Origin of the sequence: Anoxybacteroides rupiense (assembly GCF_014196195.1) — a bacterium.
GTDB lineage: Bacteria > Bacillota > Bacilli > Bacillales > Anoxybacillaceae > Anoxybacteroides > Anoxybacteroides rupiense.
Window position 1 is genome coordinate 1 of record NZ_JACIDF010000013.1, and the last position, 20,131, is coordinate 20,131.

Annotated in this window: 21 protein-coding genes and 1 rRNA gene; 3 read left to right on the forward strand and 19 right to left on the reverse strand. The window is 40.5% G+C overall.

Going from position 1 to position 20,131, the window contains the following annotated elements:
* From GGQ95_RS16130 to GGQ95_RS18455, 3 genes are all read right to left on the reverse strand, one after another.
* Window positions 1–60 (reverse strand): 16S ribosomal RNA (locus GGQ95_RS16130); the annotation flags it as partial.
* A 465-nt stretch (window positions 61–525) separates the two neighbouring features.
* Window positions 526–702, reverse strand: coding sequence for an IS3 family transposase (locus tag GGQ95_RS18905; RefSeq protein WP_080862230.1), 177 nt, complete (start codon window positions 700–702; stop codon window positions 526–528).
* Between the two features lie 187 nt (window positions 703–889).
* Window positions 890–1,066, reverse strand: a complete 177-nt coding sequence (locus GGQ95_RS18455; RefSeq protein WP_231734669.1) for a hypothetical protein — start codon at window positions 1,064–1,066, stop codon at window positions 890–892.
* 506 nt (window positions 1,067–1,572) lie between these two features.
* On the opposite strand from GGQ95_RS18455, the gene pdaB reads away from it, so the two are divergent.
* Window positions 1,573–2,382 (forward strand): polysaccharide deacetylase family sporulation protein PdaB, encoded by an 810-nt coding sequence (gene pdaB / locus GGQ95_RS16145; protein WP_080862229.1) that lies wholly within the window; start codon window positions 1,573–1,575, stop codon window positions 2,380–2,382.
* 235 nt (window positions 2,383–2,617) lie between these two features.
* Here pdaB and GGQ95_RS16150 read toward each other — a convergent pair whose 3' ends face one another.
* Window positions 2,618–3,217 carry a KinB-signaling pathway activation protein gene (locus GGQ95_RS16150; protein ID WP_044744920.1) on the reverse strand — a complete coding sequence of 200 codons (600 nt, stop codon included), beginning with the start codon at window positions 3,215–3,217 and terminating at the stop codon, window positions 2,618–2,620.
* Between the two features lie 152 nt (window positions 3,218–3,369).
* Between GGQ95_RS16150 and gerD the strand changes: the two genes are divergently transcribed.
* Window positions 3,370–3,996, forward strand: a complete 627-nt coding sequence (gerD, locus tag GGQ95_RS16155) for a spore germination lipoprotein GerD (RefSeq protein WP_044744919.1) — start codon at window positions 3,370–3,372, stop codon at window positions 3,994–3,996.
* A 263-nt stretch (window positions 3,997–4,259) separates the two neighbouring features.
* On the opposite strand, the gene salA is transcribed toward gerD, so the two are convergent.
* From salA to GGQ95_RS16170, 3 genes are all read right to left on the reverse strand, one after another.
* Complete coding sequence (gene salA / locus GGQ95_RS16160) at window positions 4,260–5,276, reverse strand: iron-sulfur carrier protein/transcriptional regulator SalA (RefSeq protein ID WP_044744918.1); 1,017 nt, start codon at window positions 5,274–5,276, stop codon at window positions 4,260–4,262.
* Between the two features lie 284 nt (window positions 5,277–5,560).
* Window positions 5,561–6,253, reverse strand: coding sequence for an N-acetylmuramoyl-L-alanine amidase CwlD (cwlD, locus tag GGQ95_RS16165; protein ID WP_369815589.1), 693 nt, complete (start codon window positions 6,251–6,253; stop codon window positions 5,561–5,563).
* Window positions 6,254–6,343: 90 nt separating this feature from the next.
* Window positions 6,344–6,784 carry a DUF2521 family protein gene (locus tag GGQ95_RS16170; protein ID WP_044744916.1) on the reverse strand — a complete coding sequence of 147 codons (441 nt, stop codon included), beginning with the start codon at window positions 6,782–6,784 and terminating at the stop codon, window positions 6,344–6,346.
* Window positions 6,785–7,146: 362 nt separating this feature from the next.
* On the opposite strand from GGQ95_RS16170, the gene GGQ95_RS16175 reads away from it, so the two are divergent.
* Window positions 7,147–8,235 (forward strand): glycosyltransferase, encoded by a 1,089-nt coding sequence (locus GGQ95_RS16175; protein ID WP_066150276.1) that lies wholly within the window; start codon window positions 7,147–7,149, stop codon window positions 8,233–8,235.
* Window positions 8,236–8,294: 59 nt separating this feature from the next.
* Here the strand turns inward: GGQ95_RS16175 and GGQ95_RS16180 are convergent, their stop codons facing one another.
* The 12 genes from GGQ95_RS16180 to GGQ95_RS16235 all read right to left on the reverse strand — a co-directional run.
* On the reverse strand, window positions 8,295–9,374 hold the full coding sequence (locus tag GGQ95_RS16180; RefSeq protein ID WP_312856952.1) for a polysaccharide pyruvyl transferase family protein: 1,080 nt from the start codon (window positions 9,372–9,374) through the stop codon (window positions 8,295–8,297).
* A 404-nt stretch (window positions 9,375–9,778) separates the two neighbouring features.
* Entirely contained in the window at window positions 9,779–10,843 is a 1,065-nt protein-coding gene (locus GGQ95_RS16185; protein WP_236546372.1) for a glycosyltransferase family 2 protein, read from the reverse strand.
* A gap of 520 nt (window positions 10,844–11,363) precedes the next feature.
* Entirely contained in the window at window positions 11,364–11,825 is a 462-nt protein-coding gene (locus tag GGQ95_RS16190; protein WP_221212138.1) for an alpha-helical endospore appendage domain-containing protein, read from the reverse strand.
* Between the two features lie 336 nt (window positions 11,826–12,161).
* A complete protein-coding gene (locus GGQ95_RS16195; protein WP_183187154.1) occupies window positions 12,162–13,760 on the reverse strand; it encodes an alpha-helical endospore appendage domain-containing protein in 1,599 nt (532 codons plus the stop codon).
* Window positions 13,761–14,186: 426 nt separating this feature from the next.
* The gene (gene rpsI / locus GGQ95_RS16200) at window positions 14,187–14,579 is read right to left on the reverse strand and encodes a 30S ribosomal protein S9 (protein WP_044744035.1); all 393 of its coding nucleotides are present in this window, start codon (window positions 14,577–14,579) and stop codon (window positions 14,187–14,189) included.
* A 21-nt stretch (window positions 14,580–14,600) separates the two neighbouring features.
* The gene (rplM, locus tag GGQ95_RS16205) at window positions 14,601–15,038 is read right to left on the reverse strand and encodes a 50S ribosomal protein L13 (protein ID WP_044744036.1); all 438 of its coding nucleotides are present in this window, start codon (window positions 15,036–15,038) and stop codon (window positions 14,601–14,603) included.
* A gap of 151 nt (window positions 15,039–15,189) precedes the next feature.
* Complete coding sequence (gene truA / locus GGQ95_RS16210) at window positions 15,190–15,933, reverse strand: tRNA pseudouridine(38-40) synthase TruA (protein ID WP_066150261.1); 744 nt, start codon at window positions 15,931–15,933, stop codon at window positions 15,190–15,192.
* Window positions 15,934–15,947: 14 nt separating this feature from the next.
* The gene (locus tag GGQ95_RS16215) at window positions 15,948–16,742 is read right to left on the reverse strand and encodes an energy-coupling factor transporter transmembrane component T family protein (RefSeq protein WP_044744038.1); all 795 of its coding nucleotides are present in this window, start codon (window positions 16,740–16,742) and stop codon (window positions 15,948–15,950) included.
* Window positions 16,735–17,607: an energy-coupling factor ABC transporter ATP-binding protein gene (locus tag GGQ95_RS16220; protein ID WP_066150259.1), complete on the reverse strand. Its 873-nt coding sequence runs from the start codon at window positions 17,605–17,607 to the stop codon at window positions 16,735–16,737. The genes GGQ95_RS16215 and GGQ95_RS16220 overlap by 8 nt, the downstream gene beginning before the upstream one ends.
* On the reverse strand, window positions 17,583–18,422 hold the full coding sequence (locus GGQ95_RS16225; protein ID WP_066150256.1) for an energy-coupling factor ABC transporter ATP-binding protein: 840 nt from the start codon (window positions 18,420–18,422) through the stop codon (window positions 17,583–17,585). The genes GGQ95_RS16220 and GGQ95_RS16225 overlap by 25 nt, the downstream gene beginning before the upstream one ends.
* A gap of 470 nt (window positions 18,423–18,892) precedes the next feature.
* Window positions 18,893–19,255, reverse strand: coding sequence for a 50S ribosomal protein L17 (gene rplQ, locus GGQ95_RS16230; protein WP_027410616.1), 363 nt, complete (start codon window positions 19,253–19,255; stop codon window positions 18,893–18,895).
* A 64-nt stretch (window positions 19,256–19,319) separates the two neighbouring features.
* The coding region (locus GGQ95_RS16235; protein ID WP_244963776.1) for a DNA-directed RNA polymerase subunit alpha at window positions 19,320–20,131 on the reverse strand (812 nt) is incomplete at its 5' end.

Consider the following 20,131-nt stretch of genomic DNA (forward strand, 5'->3'; position numbering starts at 1 on the left):
TTGCATGTATTAGGCACGCCGCCAGCGTTCGTCCTGAGCCAGGATCAAACTCTCCAAAAGAAAGTTGATTGGCTATTATTTAAATTTCGGTTGACCATACCGAAACTTTTCGATTAACGCTTCGTTTTGTTCAGTTTTCAAAGAACATTTTGTCTTATTAGCGACTTTTTTATACTACCATGATGATCATTATCTTGTCAATCATATTTTTTATAACTTTCGACGACGTTTAATAATATAACACTTCAAAATTTTAATGTCAATCATTTTTATACGATTATGATTTTCTTTTCCATTTAAGCAGCATTCTTTTTATGATGCAATAAAAACAGGATAAATCCAAAATTTTGACCATAACTGAAAAATGAAGTGACTCCTGTCAAGTAGACAGTTATAAAAAAGACTAGGCAACCAGTGTGTTCCGGTATTCTATCGGTGCACACTGGCTTAATTTTTTCTGAAAGCATTCATGATTATAAAACCATACTGTAGTTGTCAATGGCTTGATAGAGTTCTTGTTCTGTTTTACACGGAGAAATAGACTCGCTTATGATTCACATGGAATCCTTCTTTTCTCAAAGCGACTTGCATTCTCGGATAGCCGTAAAAAGGACAGGAACGATGAATCGCCAATAGGTGCTCCTTTAGGATCTGATCTCTTTGTTGCCGTGTCTCTCTCTTCCTCTCTGTACTACACACCATTTGTAATAACCGGCACGAGAAATCTCAGCGATTTCTACTAACCAAGTCAATGGATACGGTTGTTTTAGCTCATGAATGATCTCAAAGCGACTCCGTTTTGGAATCCCCCCTCCCTGTGAAGATTGGGTACTGCTTTTTTAGATACTTTACCTGCGCTTTCAAGTAATCCCGTTCTTCCTCCATACTGTTAAATTTCGTTTGGGGACAACCAACCAATGGATTCCTGTTCACTTGTTTTCCTCCGTTGATCGCCAAGAGATTCTCCATTACGACACTTTTTCACCCATACCTTTACTTGGGTACAGCTTGGAATGTCCAATTTCTTCGCAACCGCTTGACAGCTCATTCCCTCATTCTCATCCATGTGAATCGCTCTTTGTTTGAATTCCTCCGTATAACGGTGAAATGTTTATCCTTTTCGTGCCATAAAAAATTCCCTCCAAGTATAGTGAAACACCCAACGATTAAAAATGGGCTTTTTACATTGTCTACTTAAAGGGGATAATATCACAACATAGAGTCGACTTTATCGATTATAGAGAGTCGGGAGAAGAAACAGGCTGCTTCATTCGACTGAAGCCATAATAAAAAACGGTAAGTGAATAGCGAACAATCCATCTGCATGCTTTAACATTATATAAATTTTAAGAACTCATGTTCTTCAGCATTAGCCCTCTATCACACGTTCATATAATAAAAAACCCTACGACCGCGGGAAAAAATTCTCCATCTTTCTTTTTTAGAGCTGGCTCGCTCAATTCCCCTTCTTAGACAAATCATTCACTTATTTTCGCTGTCTTTCTCTATTCGTAAAACATAAGCTCTCAAAAAATGCTGTATCGTTTCATAATTCGATATGACAAGCATAAGATGGTCATAACAGGGGTTGATGAAATAAAAAAAGGGGGGAGAACCGTGAATCATCGTTTTTATGCTTTAAATGGTCGTTCGTTAAAGAAAGGACTTATTATTATTTTAGCAGCATTTTTCACCGCTTTTGTTTTATATGTAGAGAAAATCAATCTTTCGGTATTTTCAACATCTAGCGGCCCCAAAGCGATATATAAAGCCGAAAAGCGCGCTAACGAAATCGCTCTAACCTTTGATATTAGCTGGGGAGATCAGTACGCCTTAACGATTCTAGAGGAACTTAAAAAGAACCGAATTAAAAATGCAACTTTTTTTCTATCCGCTTCATGGGCCGAAAGCCATCCGCAAATTGTGAAACGGATTCAAGAGGACGGACATGAAATCGGAAGTATGGGCTACAACTACATAGATTATACTCAGCTTGAAGATGCTCAAATAAGACAGGATTTAATGAAAGCCAAAAAAGTATTTGATACCCTTGGATTAAAAAAAGTAACGTTATTGCGGCCACCAAGCGGCCAATTTAATACAAAAGTGTTAAAAATCGCTGATTCTTTAGGCTATTCTGTTGTTCATTGGAGCATTGACTCAAAAGATTGGCTAAATCCGGGTGTCAATCATATTGTCAAAAATGTCGTTCATGATATGAAAGCTGGTGATATTATCTTGCTTCACGCTTCTGATTCTGCCAAACAAACCCCTCAAGCATTGCCGCAAATTGTGGAAGCAATGAAAAAGAACGGTTATCGAAATGTCAGCATTTCTGAGCTAATCGAAAACGGCCAAACGCAAAGCAAAGACGTGAATTAACTCATGTGTAAAGAGGCTTTCCTGTCTTCAGATCGTTAAAATTCAGCCACTATGTTTAAAGGAGGCTTTGAGAGCCTCCCTCGTTTTTTATATAATATGGGACACTCCCTCATGCTTCGATACCAATCCGGAAATATATACAATGAATGTAAATGGTATCCGTAAAAGAAGTTGCGATTTACCTTTGCCAAACGCACGTGTGATCCAACGCGCGCTCAAACGGATTCACTATGAGTTAAGCATCTTTTGTCAGCTTATGAAGAATCAACAATTGGTAAGCATTGCAAACGAGCAAAGGAATTAACATCAAATATAGCCAGTTTTCATCGTTGATGCGTAACGCCGGAAACCATTCAATGATCGTTACAACTGTCATAAAAAATAAAGAAGGAATAAATGCTTCTTTGTTTGTTTGTTGTCTTTTAACAGCGGCAACAATCACGCCTACGAGCAAAATTCCCAATGCAATCAGTATGTAGCTAATAATGGATTCTCCATCCTTCGCAAACAGCTGATAACGAAAATATATTAAATCAAATAAAACAAAGGCAATCAAAACGATTTGTACCGAATTCCAAAGAGCTACAGACCGGAAAATTCCTAAGCCAAACCGATGAACGGTTAAATAAGCAAAAAAACCCATTTGACTGACTACGCTAAAAATAAAGCCAAAACCAATAAACCATACTAAAACAGCAAATAGTTCACCAATCTTAAACTCAATAAACAGCTTTTCATATTCACTCCAGCGAATAATAAAACCAGCTAACGCTGTTGTGATTCCACCAATTCCTAACGTCGTCAAAAATAACCGAACCCATTTGCGGCTGTTCACACCCTAAACCTCCATCATTTCTCAAGTATTCCTTTAAAATTTTATCAGTCGTTCCTTAAAAACGCTAGCGCTGAATTGGTTCAGCGTATATTTTTTTAGCGGAACATCATATTAAAGATAAGGAACTTTTGCAGAAAGGAGCTTATTACTACATGAAAAATTGGACACTGCTCCTCTTAGTAAGTTTTTTTATTGTTCTTAGTTCTTGCGCTCCACAAGAAAGCAGTCCAGCTCCACCTGATTATGATCAAATCAAAAAAATGGTTGTTGATATTTTAAAAACAGATGAAGGAAAAAAGGCGATTCAAGATGTCATGACAGAAGATAAAGTAAAGCAGCAAATGATTATGGATCAAGCGGTTGTAAAACAAACCATTGAACAAATTTTGACCTCGAAAAAAGGAGAAGAATTTTGGAAGACCATGTTTCAAGATCCAAAATTCGTTGAAAGCTTTGCTAAAAGCTTGAAGACCGAGCAAGAGAAAACTATAAAATCCTTGATGAAAGATCCTGAATACCAAGGAATGATGATAAACATTTTACAAAATCCTGAAATGGAAAAAGAGTTTTTAACTGTCTTAAAAAGCAAAGATTTTCGCAATCATCTTCAAACCGTTATGACAGAAACATTTGACAGTCCGCTATTCAAAGCAAAAATTCAAGATCTGTTAATGAAAGCCGCTGAAAATATGCAAACAACGAAAAAGCAAAGCGGTTCAAATGAAGATGGCGGAGAAAGCGAAGAAGGAGATGGCGATCAGCAAACCCAAAGCCAGTAGCTTTTTTCTAAGCTTATTGAATGCAAAACGAGAGACCGTACAAAAAGGACGGTCTCTCGTTATTCTGTTTGAAAGCGCTTTTCATCACGTGGCTTTTTCATACTCTTCCCCTCACACGTACACATCGTTTCACCGCAGAAAACTTCTCAATGGATAGGCTAGGAGCAAGCGGTCACACATTTCATCTACATGTTCTTAGAAACGGCAAATGTCCGCGTGAATATAAGGAAGCACTGTTCGGCTTATGTAAGCCGGCATAAAGATTAGCACTTCTTGGCTATTTTCTTTGCTATTTCCATGTATATTTTTCCAATCTGATGATCCTCTCCATATACGGAAGGCGCAAAATCATCATCGTTCCAATCTGGCTGCTGCAGTGGCAGCTGTCCAAGGAGCTCCGTTTGCAGTTCTTCAGCAAGCTTTTTACCGCCCCCTCGGCCAAACACATATTCTTTTTCACCGGTTAATTTGCTTTCAAAATATGACATATTCTCAATCACACCGATGATTTCATGTTCTGTGCGAAGCGCCATCGCCCCCGCCCGTGCAGCTACAAATGCGGCAGTCGGATGAGGGGTAGTAACGATAATTTCTTTACAAGCTGGGAGCATGGTATGAACATCTAAGGCAACATCTCCTGTTCCAGGAGGCAAGTCCAACAATAAGTAATCTAAATCTCCCCATTCCACTTCTTTAAAGAAATTGTTCAGCATTTTTCCTAACATCGGCCCGCGCCAAATCACCGGGGCATTATCTTCAACAAAAAATCCCATTGAAATGACTTTTACGCCAAATCGCTCCACAGGAATGATTTTCTCACCGCGCACAACGGGCCGCTCGGTAATGCCCATCATGTCGGGCACACTGAATCCATAGATATCGGCATCAACTAGCCCCACCTTTTTACCAATTCTTGCGAGCGAGACAGCAAGGTTGACGGAAACCGTTGATTTTCCAACTCCTCCTTTTCCGCTGGCAATGGCGATATATGTCGTTTGTTTTTTTGTTCCTTGATGCTTTGCCATTTCTTCTTCAGGCAATTGAGTAAATCGCAAACCGACAGATGTTGCTCCTGCGTTTTTAAGAGTTTGTACAATCGCTGTCTGTACTTGAAGCTGTTCGGCTGCTCCCGGCTGCGCTAAAGCAATCTTGACGCTTACGTGCCCTTTTTCCTGTTTAATTTTGATTTCCTGAATCGCATTTGTTTCTTTAAAAGGCTTATTTAAATACGGATCTTGTATGTTTTCTAACAATGCTTGTACATCTTGTTCGGTTATCATGATTCATCACCAGCCCTTTTTATGTATTCGTTATCATATTTTTACTATATCATATCTATTGATGATCTTAACATATTGAACCTCTCCGTCTGCAGATAGGGCACACTGATTTATAAGAAAAATGCAAAAAAGGAACAAATCCTCTCTAAAAAAGGAACATGTGCAGCCAGCTCCTGAGCTTAGAACCAAATTCTGCTTCGGATGGTTTTCTGATCATTGAACCAGTTGATTGTGCCGATTTTTCAAAACACGCTCCATATGAAACGTAAAAATAAAATCCTCCCTTAATCAGGAGGAGTTTTTTCATTAGAAAAATAGCGCAGTACTCCTTTATAAATAGAAGCGGCAAGCTTGGTTTGGTATGGATCGGAATGAAGTAGCTCGCGTTCTTCCGGATTCGAAAGAAATCCTACTTCCACAAGTGCCCCTGGCTTTTTTGCATATTTCAGCAAATAAACCGTATCGAGTATTTTCGCAGAACGGTCTGTGTTCTCTAAATTGCGACGTAGTTCAGCTTGAATAAATTTAGCGACCCTCTCGTTTTCAATGTATGTTCCATAATAAAATGTTTGTGCTCCTTTCCATTTCGGAGATGGAATAGCATTCAAATGAATGCTGATAAATAAATCTGCTTCGGATTCATTAATCATCTGAACACGCTTTTTTAAATCCTCCGCTTTCCGGCGGCTATATCCTTTTGTATCCTCTGCCGCTAGATCTCGATCATCCTCACGTGTTAAAAGAACAAGCGCCCCTTGTTGCTGCAAATAATCGCGCAATTTTTTCGCCACATCGAGCGCAATATCCTTCTCTAATACTTTTCCGCCGCCAACTGCTCCGCCATCTGGACCGCCATGTCCAGGATCTAAAATAATAATTCTCCCTGAAAGAGGCAGATTCCACGACTTCATAGAATGGACATCCAAAATGACATATTGAAAAATGATCGCAAATAGGACGATACTTGCACCGATCATCCATAACATTCGCTTCCGCTTCATCTTTTCTCCTCCTGCGTTTTCCCTTCATTATCTTATATGGGACAAGAGAAGAAAGTAGAACCCCTTTTAGCGGAGTTTTAAGCGCCAGCGTTTTTTTCCTTTTTCAAATCCTTCGGTCCACCAGCTGGAAATATAACCTTCACACGTATAATATAATGGCTCGCCGATATGAATATCGTTAAGATCTGTCCAAAAGCATAAAAAATCAAACAAAGCATCGGTCAAGTATTTTTCCTCATGCTGTGAACGTTTTTTGACCAATTCAATCGGCTCGCCATAATAGCCAAATCGGCTGTAGCTCGCCCCAAGTAAATAGGCTTCTATCGCCATGTCAATACATCCATCTTCCACCGCTGAGGGAAAGGTGGACTTCCCTTGGAAAAAAGGACGAAAGGATTCAGATGCTTGCTTTTGCAATTTTTCTAACGATAGCTCACGGAGCATTTTTCGCTCATATTTGATCTCTTTTTCCCTTTTCTTTTCTTTAAAAGATGTGATCACACTCATTTGCTTTCACACTCCTTTAGAATATAGTGTCCTACCGTTGAATCGGAAACATGCGTCGAAAAGCGCTGTCACCGATGAAAAAAAATCCCAAGTGGAACGGAGTTTGATATACATCCTGCTGTACCAACGTTTGTCTCAAGTAATGACCTGATTTCGATGGTCGGATGATCGGCTGTTCGGCGCTCGATCACGCTTTTTTGATGCGACGAAAACAAGCTGGTGGCTTTGCCCCCGAATATCGCTAAAAAACCACACAAAATGTTTAATTAAACATTCATCTCGCTGTGTTCTTACAGTATTGAACCAAATACTGTCATCATATATTAAGTAATATGACTACACATTTGGCAGGTGATCGCTACATGTACAAAATTAGCTTATGTATGATTGTCAAAAATGAAGAAGAGGTACTTCGGCAATGCCTTACTAGCGTCAAGGATTTATGTGATGAAATCATTATTGTTGACACGGGTTCAACTGATAAAACAAAAGAAATCGCCCAAGAATTCACACAGAAAATATTTGATTTTGAATGGATTGATGATTTTTCCGCAGCCAGAAACTTCGCTTTCAGTAAAGCCACCATGGATTATATATTTTGGATGGATGCAGACGACATCCTATTGGAAGAAGACCAAAAAAAATTTAAACAACTTAAAGCAGAGCTCGATGGTGCTGTGGATGCCGTTTCCATGATATACAATATTGCTTTTGATGAAGCTGGAAACCCGACATTTAGCTACAGAAGAAATCGCTTAGTCAAAAGAGCGCGAAATTTTAAATGGATCGGAGCGGTTCATGAGTATTTAGAAGTCGGAGGAAATATTCTTTCATCAGACATTGCCATTACACATAGAAAATCAGAGAAGTCAAATGGAAATTTGCAAAGCAGCCGCAATCTAACGATATACGAAAACCGGCTCAAAAAAGGAGAGACTTTTACTCCAAGAGATTTATTTTATTATGCTAATGAATTAAAGGATCATGGGCAGTTTGAAAAAGCAATCGAATACTATCAAAAGTTTCTGGAAACGAAAAAAGGATGGATTGAAGATGAAATTCGCGCGTGCATTCATTTAGCGTCATGTTACAGACATTTAGGCAATACGGAAAAAGAAATTGAGGCCCTTGTTCAGTCCATTATGTATGATGTCCCTAGACCGGAAGTCTCTTGCCGACTTGGAGATTTATACAAAGAAAGAGGCATATTCAAAAAGGCCATCATCTGGTATCGATTAGCACTTGAAGTAGACCTTAACGATTCTTTAGGGTTTAGGGAAAACAGCTACTCGACATGGTATCCACATCTGCAATTATGTGTCTGCTATTGGCACATTGGGGAAAAGGAGCTTTCGTTTGCTCATCATAATGAGGCGAAGAAGTATAAGCCCACAGATCCGCAAATTCAATATAATGAAAACTTCTTTAAGGAAAACTTCAGCAAAAACTAACTAGATCAATGAAAGCCCTCGATATGAGGTGTCATATCGGGGCTATTTTTTGGCCGATATTAGAGGTATAAATGGTTTTCAAACGGTACGCGAATCCTCTTACTATATAAAGATTGAAACATTTTCATTTTACTGATAATCGCCGTTTGATCCTTCATGATCTTGGATTCCAAATGTAAAATTTGTTCCGTAATGTCGTCCTGATCCGTCGAAATGATATAGTCTTCAAGATCTACTGACTTGATAAAGTCAAATACCTTAAATCGATACCCTAACGCAATAAATGGAACATGGGAAGCTAAAGAAAGATAGTTCGCATGTAATTTAAAATTAATTGTGAAAGCAAAATGTTGAATGATATTCATTAGTTCCTCTTGATTATATAGTGTTTTATCCAAAATGGCAGATTGTTTATTGTGTAACTTGCTGTATAGCCGTTCAGCCGCTTCTAAATCCGCATTCCAAACAATAAACAAGTACACTTTATACCCTTGGTCCATTAATTGATTTAAGGCTCTCGCCAACTGATTTTCAACTTCTATTTCATTTTGGCCATAAATGAAATTATAGGTCGTTCCCCAATTAACCCCGATCACTTTCTCGTGATGATGAAATGGGGGGACTTGATCACCATCTAGATTACGGTTAGTTAACAGAAACCCGGGATCTCCGCTCACTTGGATATTTTTCACTCCAAAATTTTGCAACACCTTTGAAGTTAATGGCCCTCGCACTCCAACCCATGCACTTTCCTCAAACACTTCTCTTGTTTTTAATTTAAAATCATCTGAAACCACAAGCGGTATTTCTTCATGATTTTCTAATTGTTGAATATAGGATTTCGGCACCCAATCAATTCCTGTTCCCCAGATCATGATTTTTTTATTCAATGACAAAGCTTGATGTAAAATATCAACAGTATAAGGATGAACAAAATAAGGTTCTCTGCTTAAAATGGATCCCCCTCCTAAAACAATGAGATCATACTCTTTAAAAGAAACATTTTTGAGAAATTGATGTTCGATATTGGCAGATTCCAGTTTGTATGAACCATCCAGCTTTAAAAATTGCTGTTTAAATAAATCAAACATTAATTCGTCTCCTAGATTCTGATAGCCGATCCATCCAACATACAACACTTTCTTCAACGCAAATCCCCCCAACTCATACAAAATGAAAATCCAAAGAAATATACAAGGAGTCAAGCGGCATCTTATCCGTCTCAGTTGTATTAGTTATCCAATAAAGCCCCATTGGTATCACTCGATTCCTCGCTTTTTTGCCGTAGTCATCAGCTATTGGCTTGTTAACTAAAAAACTCAACAAAAATCTTCTCAAGCAACAAAGGCTTTACAGGGAAATGAATTTGCCTGCTGGTGTTCTTATTCAAGGGAAGAGGCAGAAAAGTTGGGGTTTAGCTAAATCATTTTATGTTTTTAAGTAAAATAATGGATCATCAACACTGATGTTTCAATATCAAAATGACATTTATATAAAATTCCTTTGTTTGTACATAACCGTTTGTCACTTTTCTCTCTGATCCTCATTGATTCGATTGGGCAATTATTCTATTTAAGCATAATTCTTTGTATTTCAATGCTTTAAAGCTCCCCGTGCCTTTCAAAATAAGGTAATCCGGATGGCATTCACCAAGCTCTAGGCACTTTTGGAATGAAGCCAATGCCTCTTGATACTTTCCTTTCTGAAATAAAATATAGCCCTTCATAAAATGCAGATCAACGTAATCCGGATATAACTGCAACGCCTTCTCAATGCCCGGCCAAGCTCCGTCGATGCTATTTGTTTCAAGCAAAATTGTGTATTTCAAGCGATAAACAATAGCAGGTGGTTTCGTTTGTTGACGCAAAAAATTTAGAATCGAAGCATTTACATAAAGGAAAGCTTTACTATAATCCTTTTCACGATAATATTCGCTTGCCAAATGGTATTCAATCCAAGGGCTGTGATGAGGAGTGTTTATTTCTTCCATTATCAACTCTTTATTTCGTGATGACTTATTTTTCCTTTCAGCAATTTCCTTTATATAGCCGTAATGATGAATAGGTGCATCGACAATATCAGAGGTATGATGTGAGAGAATTTCTTCTGGAAGCTGAATCGTCTCGTGGATTCTGTTATAAAACCGAATACCCATATGATTGCGAAACAAACGAGGCTGATAATATAAAAAAAACTGATCTTCCTGAATCGGAAAATGATCTCCATAATAATTAAGAACCGGAAATAAAAGCACATGTGCTTTTGTCTGCACAACCGATTGCTCGACCAAGCGCTCTTGATTAGATTCGAGCTGCTCATCGGCGTCCATCCATAAAATCCAATCACCGCTGGCTTGTAAAAGTCCAAAATTTCTAGCCTCAGCAAAATGATGGTTCCATTCATAATGGTATATCTTTGCCCGGAATTTTTCACAGATAGATAAAGTGCCATCAGTAGATCCCGTATCAACGATAATGATTTCACTGACTAATTTGCTTACACTAACCAAACATTGCTCGATAAAATCTTCCTCATTTTTTACGATCATACATAACGAAATAGCAGGAAACTTCATTGCTGCATCACACCCTTTATCCTGATATTTCAATGTTTAGGCTTCCATGGAGAAGATAGCGAAGCATCGACTACGACTTTGATATTTTGCACATCAGGTGAGTAATAATAGGATAATATTCTCCTGATAACCTTCTCAAAAAGCTGTTTGTGCTCTTGTTTAAAAAATGGATGTTGTTGGATTAAACTCATTAAACATTTTAAATCATGATAGCTTTCGTTGTTTTTACTAAAAAAGGATAATTTTTCTGATAACATCCCTATTTCTTGAAAAAAGAACTGTTGCTCATACAGATACATATGGATTTTTTCAATCAACTCCAGAGAGTTAAGGATAACCCTTTCAGTATAAATTTGTTTTTGTCGGGAAGAAGTACGGCAAGAAATGGTGAAAAAATAATGAATGATAAATTGAAAAAAGAAATGAAAATATTTGAAATAGTTGATTTTGCTTTGAATGATCTTATCTTGCACAGATGCGTATTTACTTCGCATTTACTTCCCACCCCACATTTAATCATGTCTCACGAACTACACCTAGTAAATGTTTAACTTCATTTTTCATTACATCCATCATCACAGCCACACGGATAATATCTATCAAGACAATCAGGGCATGGTGGTTCCTCGTCACATTCATCTGGATCTTGACTAGGGCATTTTTCACAGCACGTATCACGGTCCAATAAAATGATATCTTCTAGTCTGAATTGCAGTAATATTTGTGATTTGACTACAGCGCGAAGGGTACGATTGATACTTTCGTTTATTTTTAAATAATCATTTAAATTGTTAGGATCTGTATTTAAAAAAGCTTGAAGATTTTCGGCTTCTGCGTTCAAAATATTTGATAATCCAATTTCTTCAAGGGGAATAGATGATAATAATAAATCGATGGTTTCACATCGTTCTAATGATATAATCGGTGTAATGTTTGGAATATTGGGGAGCGACATATTTCGTTTACCTCCTAAATAAGCTTTTTGTTCCGAATCCTTTACAGGTTTTCCTTTCATCATAAGTCCAAGAATGATGGATGCTCTCTAGGCATTCCTTACATGCAGCTTTTCAAATGAGAACAAAACAAAGAAAGATGGGCAATGCTTTGATCGATAATGGTCTCATAAAGAGGTCTCTTGAAACAAATGAGTTCTGTAGCAACCAATCGCTCCTCACCTGTGCCATCTTCCCTGACGCTTTCTATTTAATGCATTTGCCTATATCATATGTAAAAAATAAGCAGATGTTACCCCAGTAGAAAATATGTTAAAAAAGCAATCATTCTTTCCGCATATGTTCTAATGAATAAAAAAGCTGGTATGCCATGATGCATCCAGCTTTTCTCACTTGAATTAAGCGATTTGGTGTACAGACCAGACAATTCCAGACGATGTACCACCTAAATTTAACCCGATTGTTAAACCATTGGCTTCATAAAATAATCCGATTTGATCCCCTGCTGTTAGTTCAACTTCTCCACTCAATGTAACAGTGCCGCTTCCAAGAACAGCTCTTAAAGTTAAAACTAATGCAACGTTCACATTTAATACAGGGAATAATCCTGTTATTAAGTCTGTCGTGGTAGGGGCAATACGCCTTACAACAAACGCTGGGTTTACACCTGTTCCTAAACTGATAGTCAGTGCAGCAGATGTCTGATAATTAATGGTGGCCGAAATAGAATATCGACCCGTTGCTGGAACCGTATAGGTCCCTGTCACTTCATTAAAGCTAGGATTATCATAATAAGGGGACGATACGGTCCATCCAGCAATCTGGGTAGAAGCCGTAACCCCTGGCGCAGTAGTGAATGCGGAAAAACCATTTGCTGCAAACGCCGGACCGGTTGGGCCGGTTGGACCCGTCGCTCCCGTCGGACCCGTTGCTCCCGTTGGACCCGTTGCTCCCGTTGGACCCGTCGGACCCGTTGCTCCTGTCGCCCCCGTCGGACCCACTGGACCCGTTGCTCCCGTTGGACCCGTCGGACCCGTCGCTCCTGCTGGACCCACTGGACCCGTCGCTCCTGTCGCTCCCGTCGGACCCGTCGGACCTGTTGCTCCCGTCGCTCCCGTTGGACCTGTTGCTCCTGTCGCTCCCGTTGGACCTGTTGCTCCTGTCGCTCCCGTTGGACCCGTTGGACCCGTCGCTCCCGTTGGACCCGTTGCTCCTGTTGGACCCGTTGCTCCCGTTGGACCTGTTGCTCCTGTCGCTCCCGTTGGACCCGTCGCTCCCGTTGGACCCGTTGCTCCTGTTGGACCGGTTGGACCTGTTGCTCCTGTCGCTCCCGTCGGACCCGTCGCTCCCGTTGGACCCGTCGCTCCCGTTGGACCCGCTGCTCCCGTTGCTCCTGTCGCTCCGGTTGGACCCGTCGGACCTGTTGCTCCCGTCGCTCCCGTTGGACCTGTTGCTCCTGTCGCTCCCGTCGCTCCCGTTGGACCCGTCGCTCCTGCTGGACCCACTGGACCCGTTGCTCCCGTTGGACCCGTCGGACCTGTTGCTCCCGTCGCTCCCGTTGGACCCGTTGCTCCTGTTGGACCGGTTGGACCTGTTGCTCCTGTCGCTCCCGTCGGACCCGTCGCTCCCGTTGGACCCGTCGCTCCCGTTGGACCCGTCGCTCCCGTTGGACCCGTCGCTCCCGTCGGACCAATCCCTCCGCTCGGCATAATTTGAGTAACTTGGCGCAATTTGTTATCCAATAATAATTCCTTCTTCATCGCCATCGCCAACGTACTTTGAACACTCTCATTGATTTCTAATATATCTTCAAGTGTCGATGGCGTTGGCAATCCAGGAATGGTACCTAAAGCATATTGAATTTTTTCTCCTTCTGCGTTTACAATATGGGCAATCCCTATTTCCTCCATCGCTATTGAAGCTAAAAGTAAATTGATGACATCATCTCGATTTAAAGAAATAGTTGGAGTAATATTTGGTAAATTAGGCTGTGACACTTCTTTCCCTCCACTCGTATTTTTGACGGTTACAGGTTTCTCTTCTTAACGATCCATTGCTATAAAACCATCATTCATAATCAACTCAATACAATCCATAATCACTACCTACTATTCCGAGCATATCGATAAATGGATCTTTGACTTTTGCCCTGCCATAACACCACCTATCCATAACTCAAATCAATATCTTCTTTAAGTTATTCAATAGTAGAACAAATAGTGTAAGATAATTTCCATTTGTTTGTTAAATTTTCCAAATTAGGCATTCGTCTTATGAAGAGTATATGAAAATATAGGAGAAAATGATTAGGGAACAAATCAATTGAAGAACAAGAAAGGATAATTAGCTGAGGAAAAGGTTAGCCCAAGCAAAATAAAAAGACTCTCGAAGCATAAAAAGATCGAGAGTCCTGCTTTGAAATATTAACGTTTTGAGAATTGTGGCGCGCGACGAGCACCTTTGAGACCGTATTTTTTACGCTCTTTCATGCGTGCATCGCGAGTTAATAAGCCAGCACGTTTTAATGGTTGACGGTACTCTGGATCTACCTCCAATAACGCGCGAGCAATGCCGTGGCGAATAGCGCCTGCTTGGCCAGAGAAGCCGCCTCCATGTACGTTAACTAATACATCATAGCTGCCTAATGTTTCTGTCAATACAAGCGGCTGTTTTACCACTTCAATCAAAGCCTGAGATGGAATGTACTCTTGAATATCACGATTATTGATGACAATACGTCCGTCACCAGGAACTAAGCGTACACGTGCAACAGAACTTTTGCGACGGCCTGTGCCATAATATTGTACCTGTGCCAAAATAATACCCTCCTTAATCGATTATCCGCGAAGTTCGTAAACTTCTGGTTTTTGTGCTTGATGTGGATGTTCGCTTCCTCTGTAAACATGCAATTTTTTAAACATTTGACGGCCAAGGCGACCTTTTGGAAGCATGCCGCGAATAGCTCCTTCAAGCATTTTCTCAGGATAGTTTGTACGCATTTCAAGCGCTGTTCTTACTTTTAATCCACCTGGATGCAAGCTGTGGCGGTAATATAGCTTATCCGTTAATTTGTTCCCAGTTAATTCAATTTTCTCTGCATTAATAATAATAACATGATCACCAGTATCAACATGTGGTGTGAAAGTTGGTTTATGCTTGCCGCGTAAAATTGCCGCAACTTCGCTTGCAAGACGACCTAACGTTTTGCCTTCAGCGTCAACAACGTACCATTTACGTTCTACTTCGTTTGGCTTTGCCATATAAGTTGTACGCATGATTTTCCCTCCTAAAATAAAAAATCAACGAAACGTTATATATTTATCTGAACACGATTATTTTTCCGGGGCTAATCGTGGCTCTAAAATACATACCATATGATATGATATCTCTTTCCGTTGCCAATGTCAAGAAAATGTTACACCAGGATTAGTTGTCATAAAACACCTGCCATAAGTAGAGTCCATGCGGAGGAGCCGTTCTTCCCGACAGGCGGCGATCTCTTCCTTCTAAAATGGAAGGAATGCAGCTCCAGTGCCTTTTTCCTTGCCCGATTTCCAGCATCGTACCAACAAGGATTCGAACCATATTATATAAAAAACCGTTCCCTATCCATTGAAACTCTATGCCATCATCCGCTACAAGCAGATTCGCTTCATAAATGGTCCGTACCCGATCCTCTATCTCGGTTTTTGCCGAACAAAAGCTGGTAAAATCATGAGTTCCCTTCACAAGCTGTAGTGCTTGCTTTATTGCTTCATCGTTAAGCGGATACGGATAATGATAGGAATAATAGCGAGAAAATACATCTTGTTCAGATGCTGTCCTAATTTTATAACGGTATTCTTTTCCCACTGCGCTAAATCTAGCATGAAACGAAGCGTTTACTTCTTGTACTTGGCGAATCACAATATCATCTGGCAACATGGCATTCAGCGCTTTTTTCCATCCTTCTGTCGGAAGCTGCAATGGCGAATCAAAATGAATGACTTGTCCATATGCGTGAACACCTGCATCCGTTCTTCCTGACGCAACTACCCGGATCGGATCTCCTTTATGCATCTGTAATAAAACGCGTTCTAATTCCCCTTGTACCGTTCTTTGGTTAGGTTGAATCTGATATCCACCAAAATGCGTTCCATCATAAGAAATAATACATTTCCAACGTTTCATGTTTCCATTCTCCATTAAGATCGCAATAAAAATAATGCAGCAGCTAATATAGCAACGGCTAACAGCAAGACTGTGTCGATCCCCTTCCATGTCAAGACGCGATATTTAGTGCGCCCTTCTCCCCCGCGATATCCTCGTGCCTCCATTGCGATTGCCAGCTCTTCAGCACGTTTAAAGGAGTGGATAAATAATGGGACAAGCAATGAAACAATCGCTTTCATCCTTTCACCCAACGGCCCGCCGTAAAAATCAACTCCCCTAGCTGCCTGTGCCTTCATAATTTTCTCTGTTTCATCCATTAATGTAGGGATAAAACGAAGGGAAATAGACATCATGAGCGCTAGTTCATGGACAGGTATCCGAAATCGTTTTAATGGGCCAAATAAGCTTTCGATGGCGTCTGTTACCTCGATTGGAGTGGTTGAAAGCGTCAGCAAGGTAGTGATGAGAACGAACAAGAGAAAACGAAGGGAAATAAATATCCCCTGTTGAATCCCGCCTTCATAAATGGCAAATGGTCCAATCTGATACAGAACACTTCCCTCTTTCGTCATAAAAACATGAAGTAAAAAAGTGAACAATACAACCCAGAGAACGGGTTTGATTCCCTTTAAAACAAATAAAAACGGAACTTGCGATAAGAAAAGGAGCAAAAGCGTAAAAGCCGTTAAAATCGCATAAGTTACCCCATTATTTGCTAAAAAGACGATACCCACATAAAAAAATACTAAAAGAAGCTTAGCCCGAGGATCCATTCGATGGATCACAGAGTTACCTGGAACGTATCGCCCAATAATCATCTTATTCATGCTCATTCACCTTAGCGAATAGCTGCTTAATGCCTGCTATGAGTTGTTCCATTGTTAGGCATGGGGAAGGAATTTCTTGTCCCATTTTCTCCTCGAGCCGTCGCTTTAACAACACCGTTTCCGGCACATCTAAGCCCAAATGCAGCAAAGAGTCCAAATCATGAAAAATTTGCTGAGGCGTTCCTGTTTTCCAAACTGTTCCCTTATGCATAACGACGATATAATCTGCATACTTTGCTGCATCTTCCATACTGTGAGTAACTAAAATCGTGGTTAGTTGTTTTTCGCGGTGCAGACGAGCGAACATCTCCATTAAATCTTTACGACCTTTTGGATCTAAACCGGCCGTTGGTTCATCTAAAACAATCACATCTGGTTCCATCGCTAATATACCCGCAATAGCAACACGGCGCATTTGGCCGCCGCTTAAATCAAACGGAGATTTATTCAGCACTTCCTCAGGCAGTCCGACTAATGAGAGAGCTACCTTGGCTCTCCTTTTCGCTTCCTCCTCTGAAACGCCAAAATTGATGGGGCCAAAACAAATATCTTTCTCTACCGTTTCCTCAAATAATTGATGTTCAGGAAATTGAAAAACAATTCCCACCTTTTGACGCAGTGGCTTCAGCTGTTTCGCTTGTTTGGCGCTATGAATGACATAATCATCAACGCATACCATGCCCTTTGTTGGCTGCAAGAGCCCATTTAAATGCTGCAGCAATGTAGATTTTCCAGATCCAGTATGGCCGATAATCGCCACGTAAGTGCCACTTTTTATCGATAAATTGACATCGTATAAAGCTCTTTGTGAAAACGGTGAATTCGCCTGATAAATATGTTCTACTTGTTCAAATACAATGTCCATAATTCATTCACCAGCCCCTCTAGCGACGCATCATTCAATTGAAGGGGAAGCCCCGCCTGCTTTAATTCATTTCTTATTTTAATGACAAAGGGAAGATCTAAACGAATTTCCTCCAGCTTTTCTCCCAAAGAGAAAATTTGCTGTGGTGTTCCCTCAGACATGGTCTCGCCACGGTTCATCACAATCATTTTATCCGCTTTCATCGCCTCTTCTAAATCGTGGGTGATAGAGATGACCGTCATATGGTGTTTCACTTTTAGCTTTTCGATGGCCCCAATGACCTCTCTCCTTCCGCGCGGATCAAGCATTGAGGTAGCCTCATCTAAAATAATGATATCTGGCTGTAACGCAATCACTCCAGCAATAGCGACTCTCTGCTTTTGTCCCCCTGATAAATAATGAGGCTCTCTTAACAAAAATTCTTCCATTCCTACTTGCTGAATAGCAGACTTCACACGCTCAATCATCTGTTCCCGAGGAACTCCGTTATTTTCCAAACCAAAAGCAATGTCATCTTGCACAGTAGTTCCAACAAATTGATTGTCTGGATTTTGAAAAACGATGCCCATGCGTTTGCGAATACTCCAAATCGTTTCTTCATTTAGCAACTGATCAAATACTTTGATGATGCCGCTTTTCGGCTTTAATAGACCCATGAGAAGCTTCGCAATCGTCGATTTGCCAGAGCCATTATGGCCAACAATGGCGACCCATTCACCTTTTTTGATTTGAAAGCTAACATTGCGAATCGCATCATTCGGTTGATTAGGATATTGAAAGAAAAGATTTTCTACTGATACCGCTATTTCTTCCACTCTTCTTCTTCCTCTCATCTCGATCTATATAGATGCAACTTAGCCTCTTAACTTTTGCATGGATATGCAGTCATGGTAAGTTACATCTATACACCGTGGCGCTTGTTGAGCATTACGCGTATATGAAGGCTTTACCATTTGTCCCTGTGTGAGCTGGTGATGACCCGATTGCTTCGGCGGTTGCGTGACGGAACGACACCGCTTCCTCACAAATAGGTTGTCTGTAAAGAGGCTTATGGGTCGCCAATACCAGTCATCTCCTTGTCTCCCAATCATTATGTTTTACACATACCGTTCGTTCCAAGTCATAGAACCCAAGGCTAACCAATGGAGCGATTGGATCTAACACCACGGAATATCTATCTCTACTCTTTACTCTACTACATCACATGTTCAAAAGGGAAATAAAAAAAGGGCATAGATCCAGTTCAAAATAAACTGTCTCGCCCTTGTTAGTCAACCGAATCGTATTAAACGAGTTCAATAACAACCATTGGAGCGCCGTCGCCACGACGTGGTCCAAGTTTCATGATGCGAGTGTAGCCGCCTTGACGCTCTTGGTAGCGAGGAGCGATATCGCTAAATAATTTTTGAATCGCATCCTGACCAGTTTCTGTGTTTGCTACCTCTGGGCGGATAAATGCAGCTGCTTGACGACGAGCATGTAGATCGCCGCGTTTTCCTAAAGTAATCATTTTTTCTACTACAGAGCGCAATTCTTTTGCACGAGCTTCTGTCGTTTCAATGCGCTCATTAATAATTAAATCCGTAGCTAAGTCACGAAGTAACGCTTTACGTTGAGCGCTTGTGCGTCCTAATTTTCTGTATGACATGAGAGATGTCCCTCCTTTTTTGAATAACTTGTAACATGAAAATGCCTAGTTAATCAAATGTTAACTAGTCATCTTTACGCAACCCTAACCCTAGCTCCTCAAGCTTTGCTTTGACTTCCTCAAGGGATTTCCGTCCTAGGTTGCGCACTTTCATCATATCTTCTTCTGTTTTCTGTGCGAGCTCTTGAACAGTGTTGATTCCTGCACGCTTCAAGCAGTTATAGGAACGAACGGACAAATCGAGTTCCTCGATTGTCATTTCAAGCACTTTTTCCTTTTGGTCTTCTTCTTTTTCAACCATGATTTCTGCATTTTGTGCTTCATCTGTAAGACCGACGAAAATATTTAAGTGCTCTGTCAAAATTTTAGCGCCAAGAGCAACGGCTTCTTTCGGACCAATGCTTCCATCTGTCCATACATCCAGCGTTAACTTATCATAATTGGTCACTTGCCCAACACGAGTGTTTTCTACTTGATAAGATACGCGCGATACCGGTGTATAAATCGAATCGATAGGGATAACACCTATTGGCTGATCCTCGCGTTTATTCGCATCAGCTGGAGTATACCCACGCCCGCGTCTTGCCGTCATTCTCATGCGAAGATGACCGCCTTCGGCCAGCGTAGCAATATGAAGATCCGGATTTAGTATCTCAACATCGCTGTCGTGAGTAATATCCGCAGCCGTGACAACTCCTTCACCCTGTACATCAATTTCAAGCGTCTTTTCTTCTTCAGAGTAAATTTTCAACGCAAGTTTTTTAATGTTTAAGATCATTGCTGTCACATCTTCTACGACGCCTTCAATTGTTGAAAACTCATGCAGTACACCATCTATTTGAATAGATGTCACAGCGCACCAGGGAGTGAGGATAA

Excerpts from the sequence above, each read along its gene's own strand:
- GGQ95_RS18905 (WP_080862230.1), bottom strand. The coding sequence starts at position 702 with ATGGTGTGTAGTACAGAGAGGAAGAGAGAGACACGGCAACAAAGAGAT.
- GGQ95_RS18455 (WP_231734669.1), bottom strand. The coding sequence starts at position 1,066 with ATGGATGAGAATGAGGGAATGAGCTGTCAAGCGGTTGCGAAGAAATTG.
- pdaB (WP_080862229.1), top strand. The coding sequence starts at position 1,573 with ATGGTCATAACAGGGGTTGATGAAATAAAAAAAGGGGGGAGAACCGTG.
- gerD (WP_044744919.1), top strand. The coding sequence starts at position 3,370 with ATGAAAAATTGGACACTGCTCCTCTTAGTAAGTTTTTTTATTGTTCTT.
- salA (WP_044744918.1), bottom strand. The coding sequence starts at position 5,276 with ATGATAACCGAACAAGATGTACAAGCATTGTTAGAAAACATACAAGAT.
- cwlD (WP_369815589.1), bottom strand. The coding sequence starts at position 6,253 with ATGATCGGTGCAAGTATCGTCCTATTTGCGATCATTTTTCAATATGTC.
- GGQ95_RS16170 (WP_044744916.1), bottom strand. The coding sequence starts at position 6,784 with ATGAGTGTGATCACATCTTTTAAAGAAAAGAAAAGGGAAAAAGAGATC.
- GGQ95_RS16175 (WP_066150276.1), top strand. The coding sequence starts at position 7,147 with ATGTACAAAATTAGCTTATGTATGATTGTCAAAAATGAAGAAGAGGTA.
- GGQ95_RS16190 (WP_221212138.1), bottom strand. The coding sequence starts at position 11,825 with ATGAAAGGAAAACCTGTAAAGGATTCGGAACAAAAAGCTTATTTAGGA.
- rplM (WP_044744036.1), bottom strand. The coding sequence starts at position 15,038 with ATGCGTACAACTTATATGGCAAAGCCAAACGAAGTAGAACGTAAATGG.
- truA (WP_066150261.1), bottom strand. The coding sequence starts at position 15,933 with ATGAAACGTTGGAAATGTATTATTTCTTATGATGGAACGCATTTTGGT.
- GGQ95_RS16215 (WP_044744038.1), bottom strand. The coding sequence starts at position 16,742 with ATGAATAAGATGATTATTGGGCGATACGTTCCAGGTAACTCTGTGATC.
- GGQ95_RS16220 (WP_066150259.1), bottom strand. The coding sequence starts at position 17,607 with ATGGACATTGTATTTGAACAAGTAGAACATATTTATCAGGCGAATTCA.
- rplQ (WP_027410616.1), bottom strand. The coding sequence starts at position 19,255 with ATGTCATACAGAAAATTAGGACGCACAAGCGCTCAACGTAAAGCGTTA.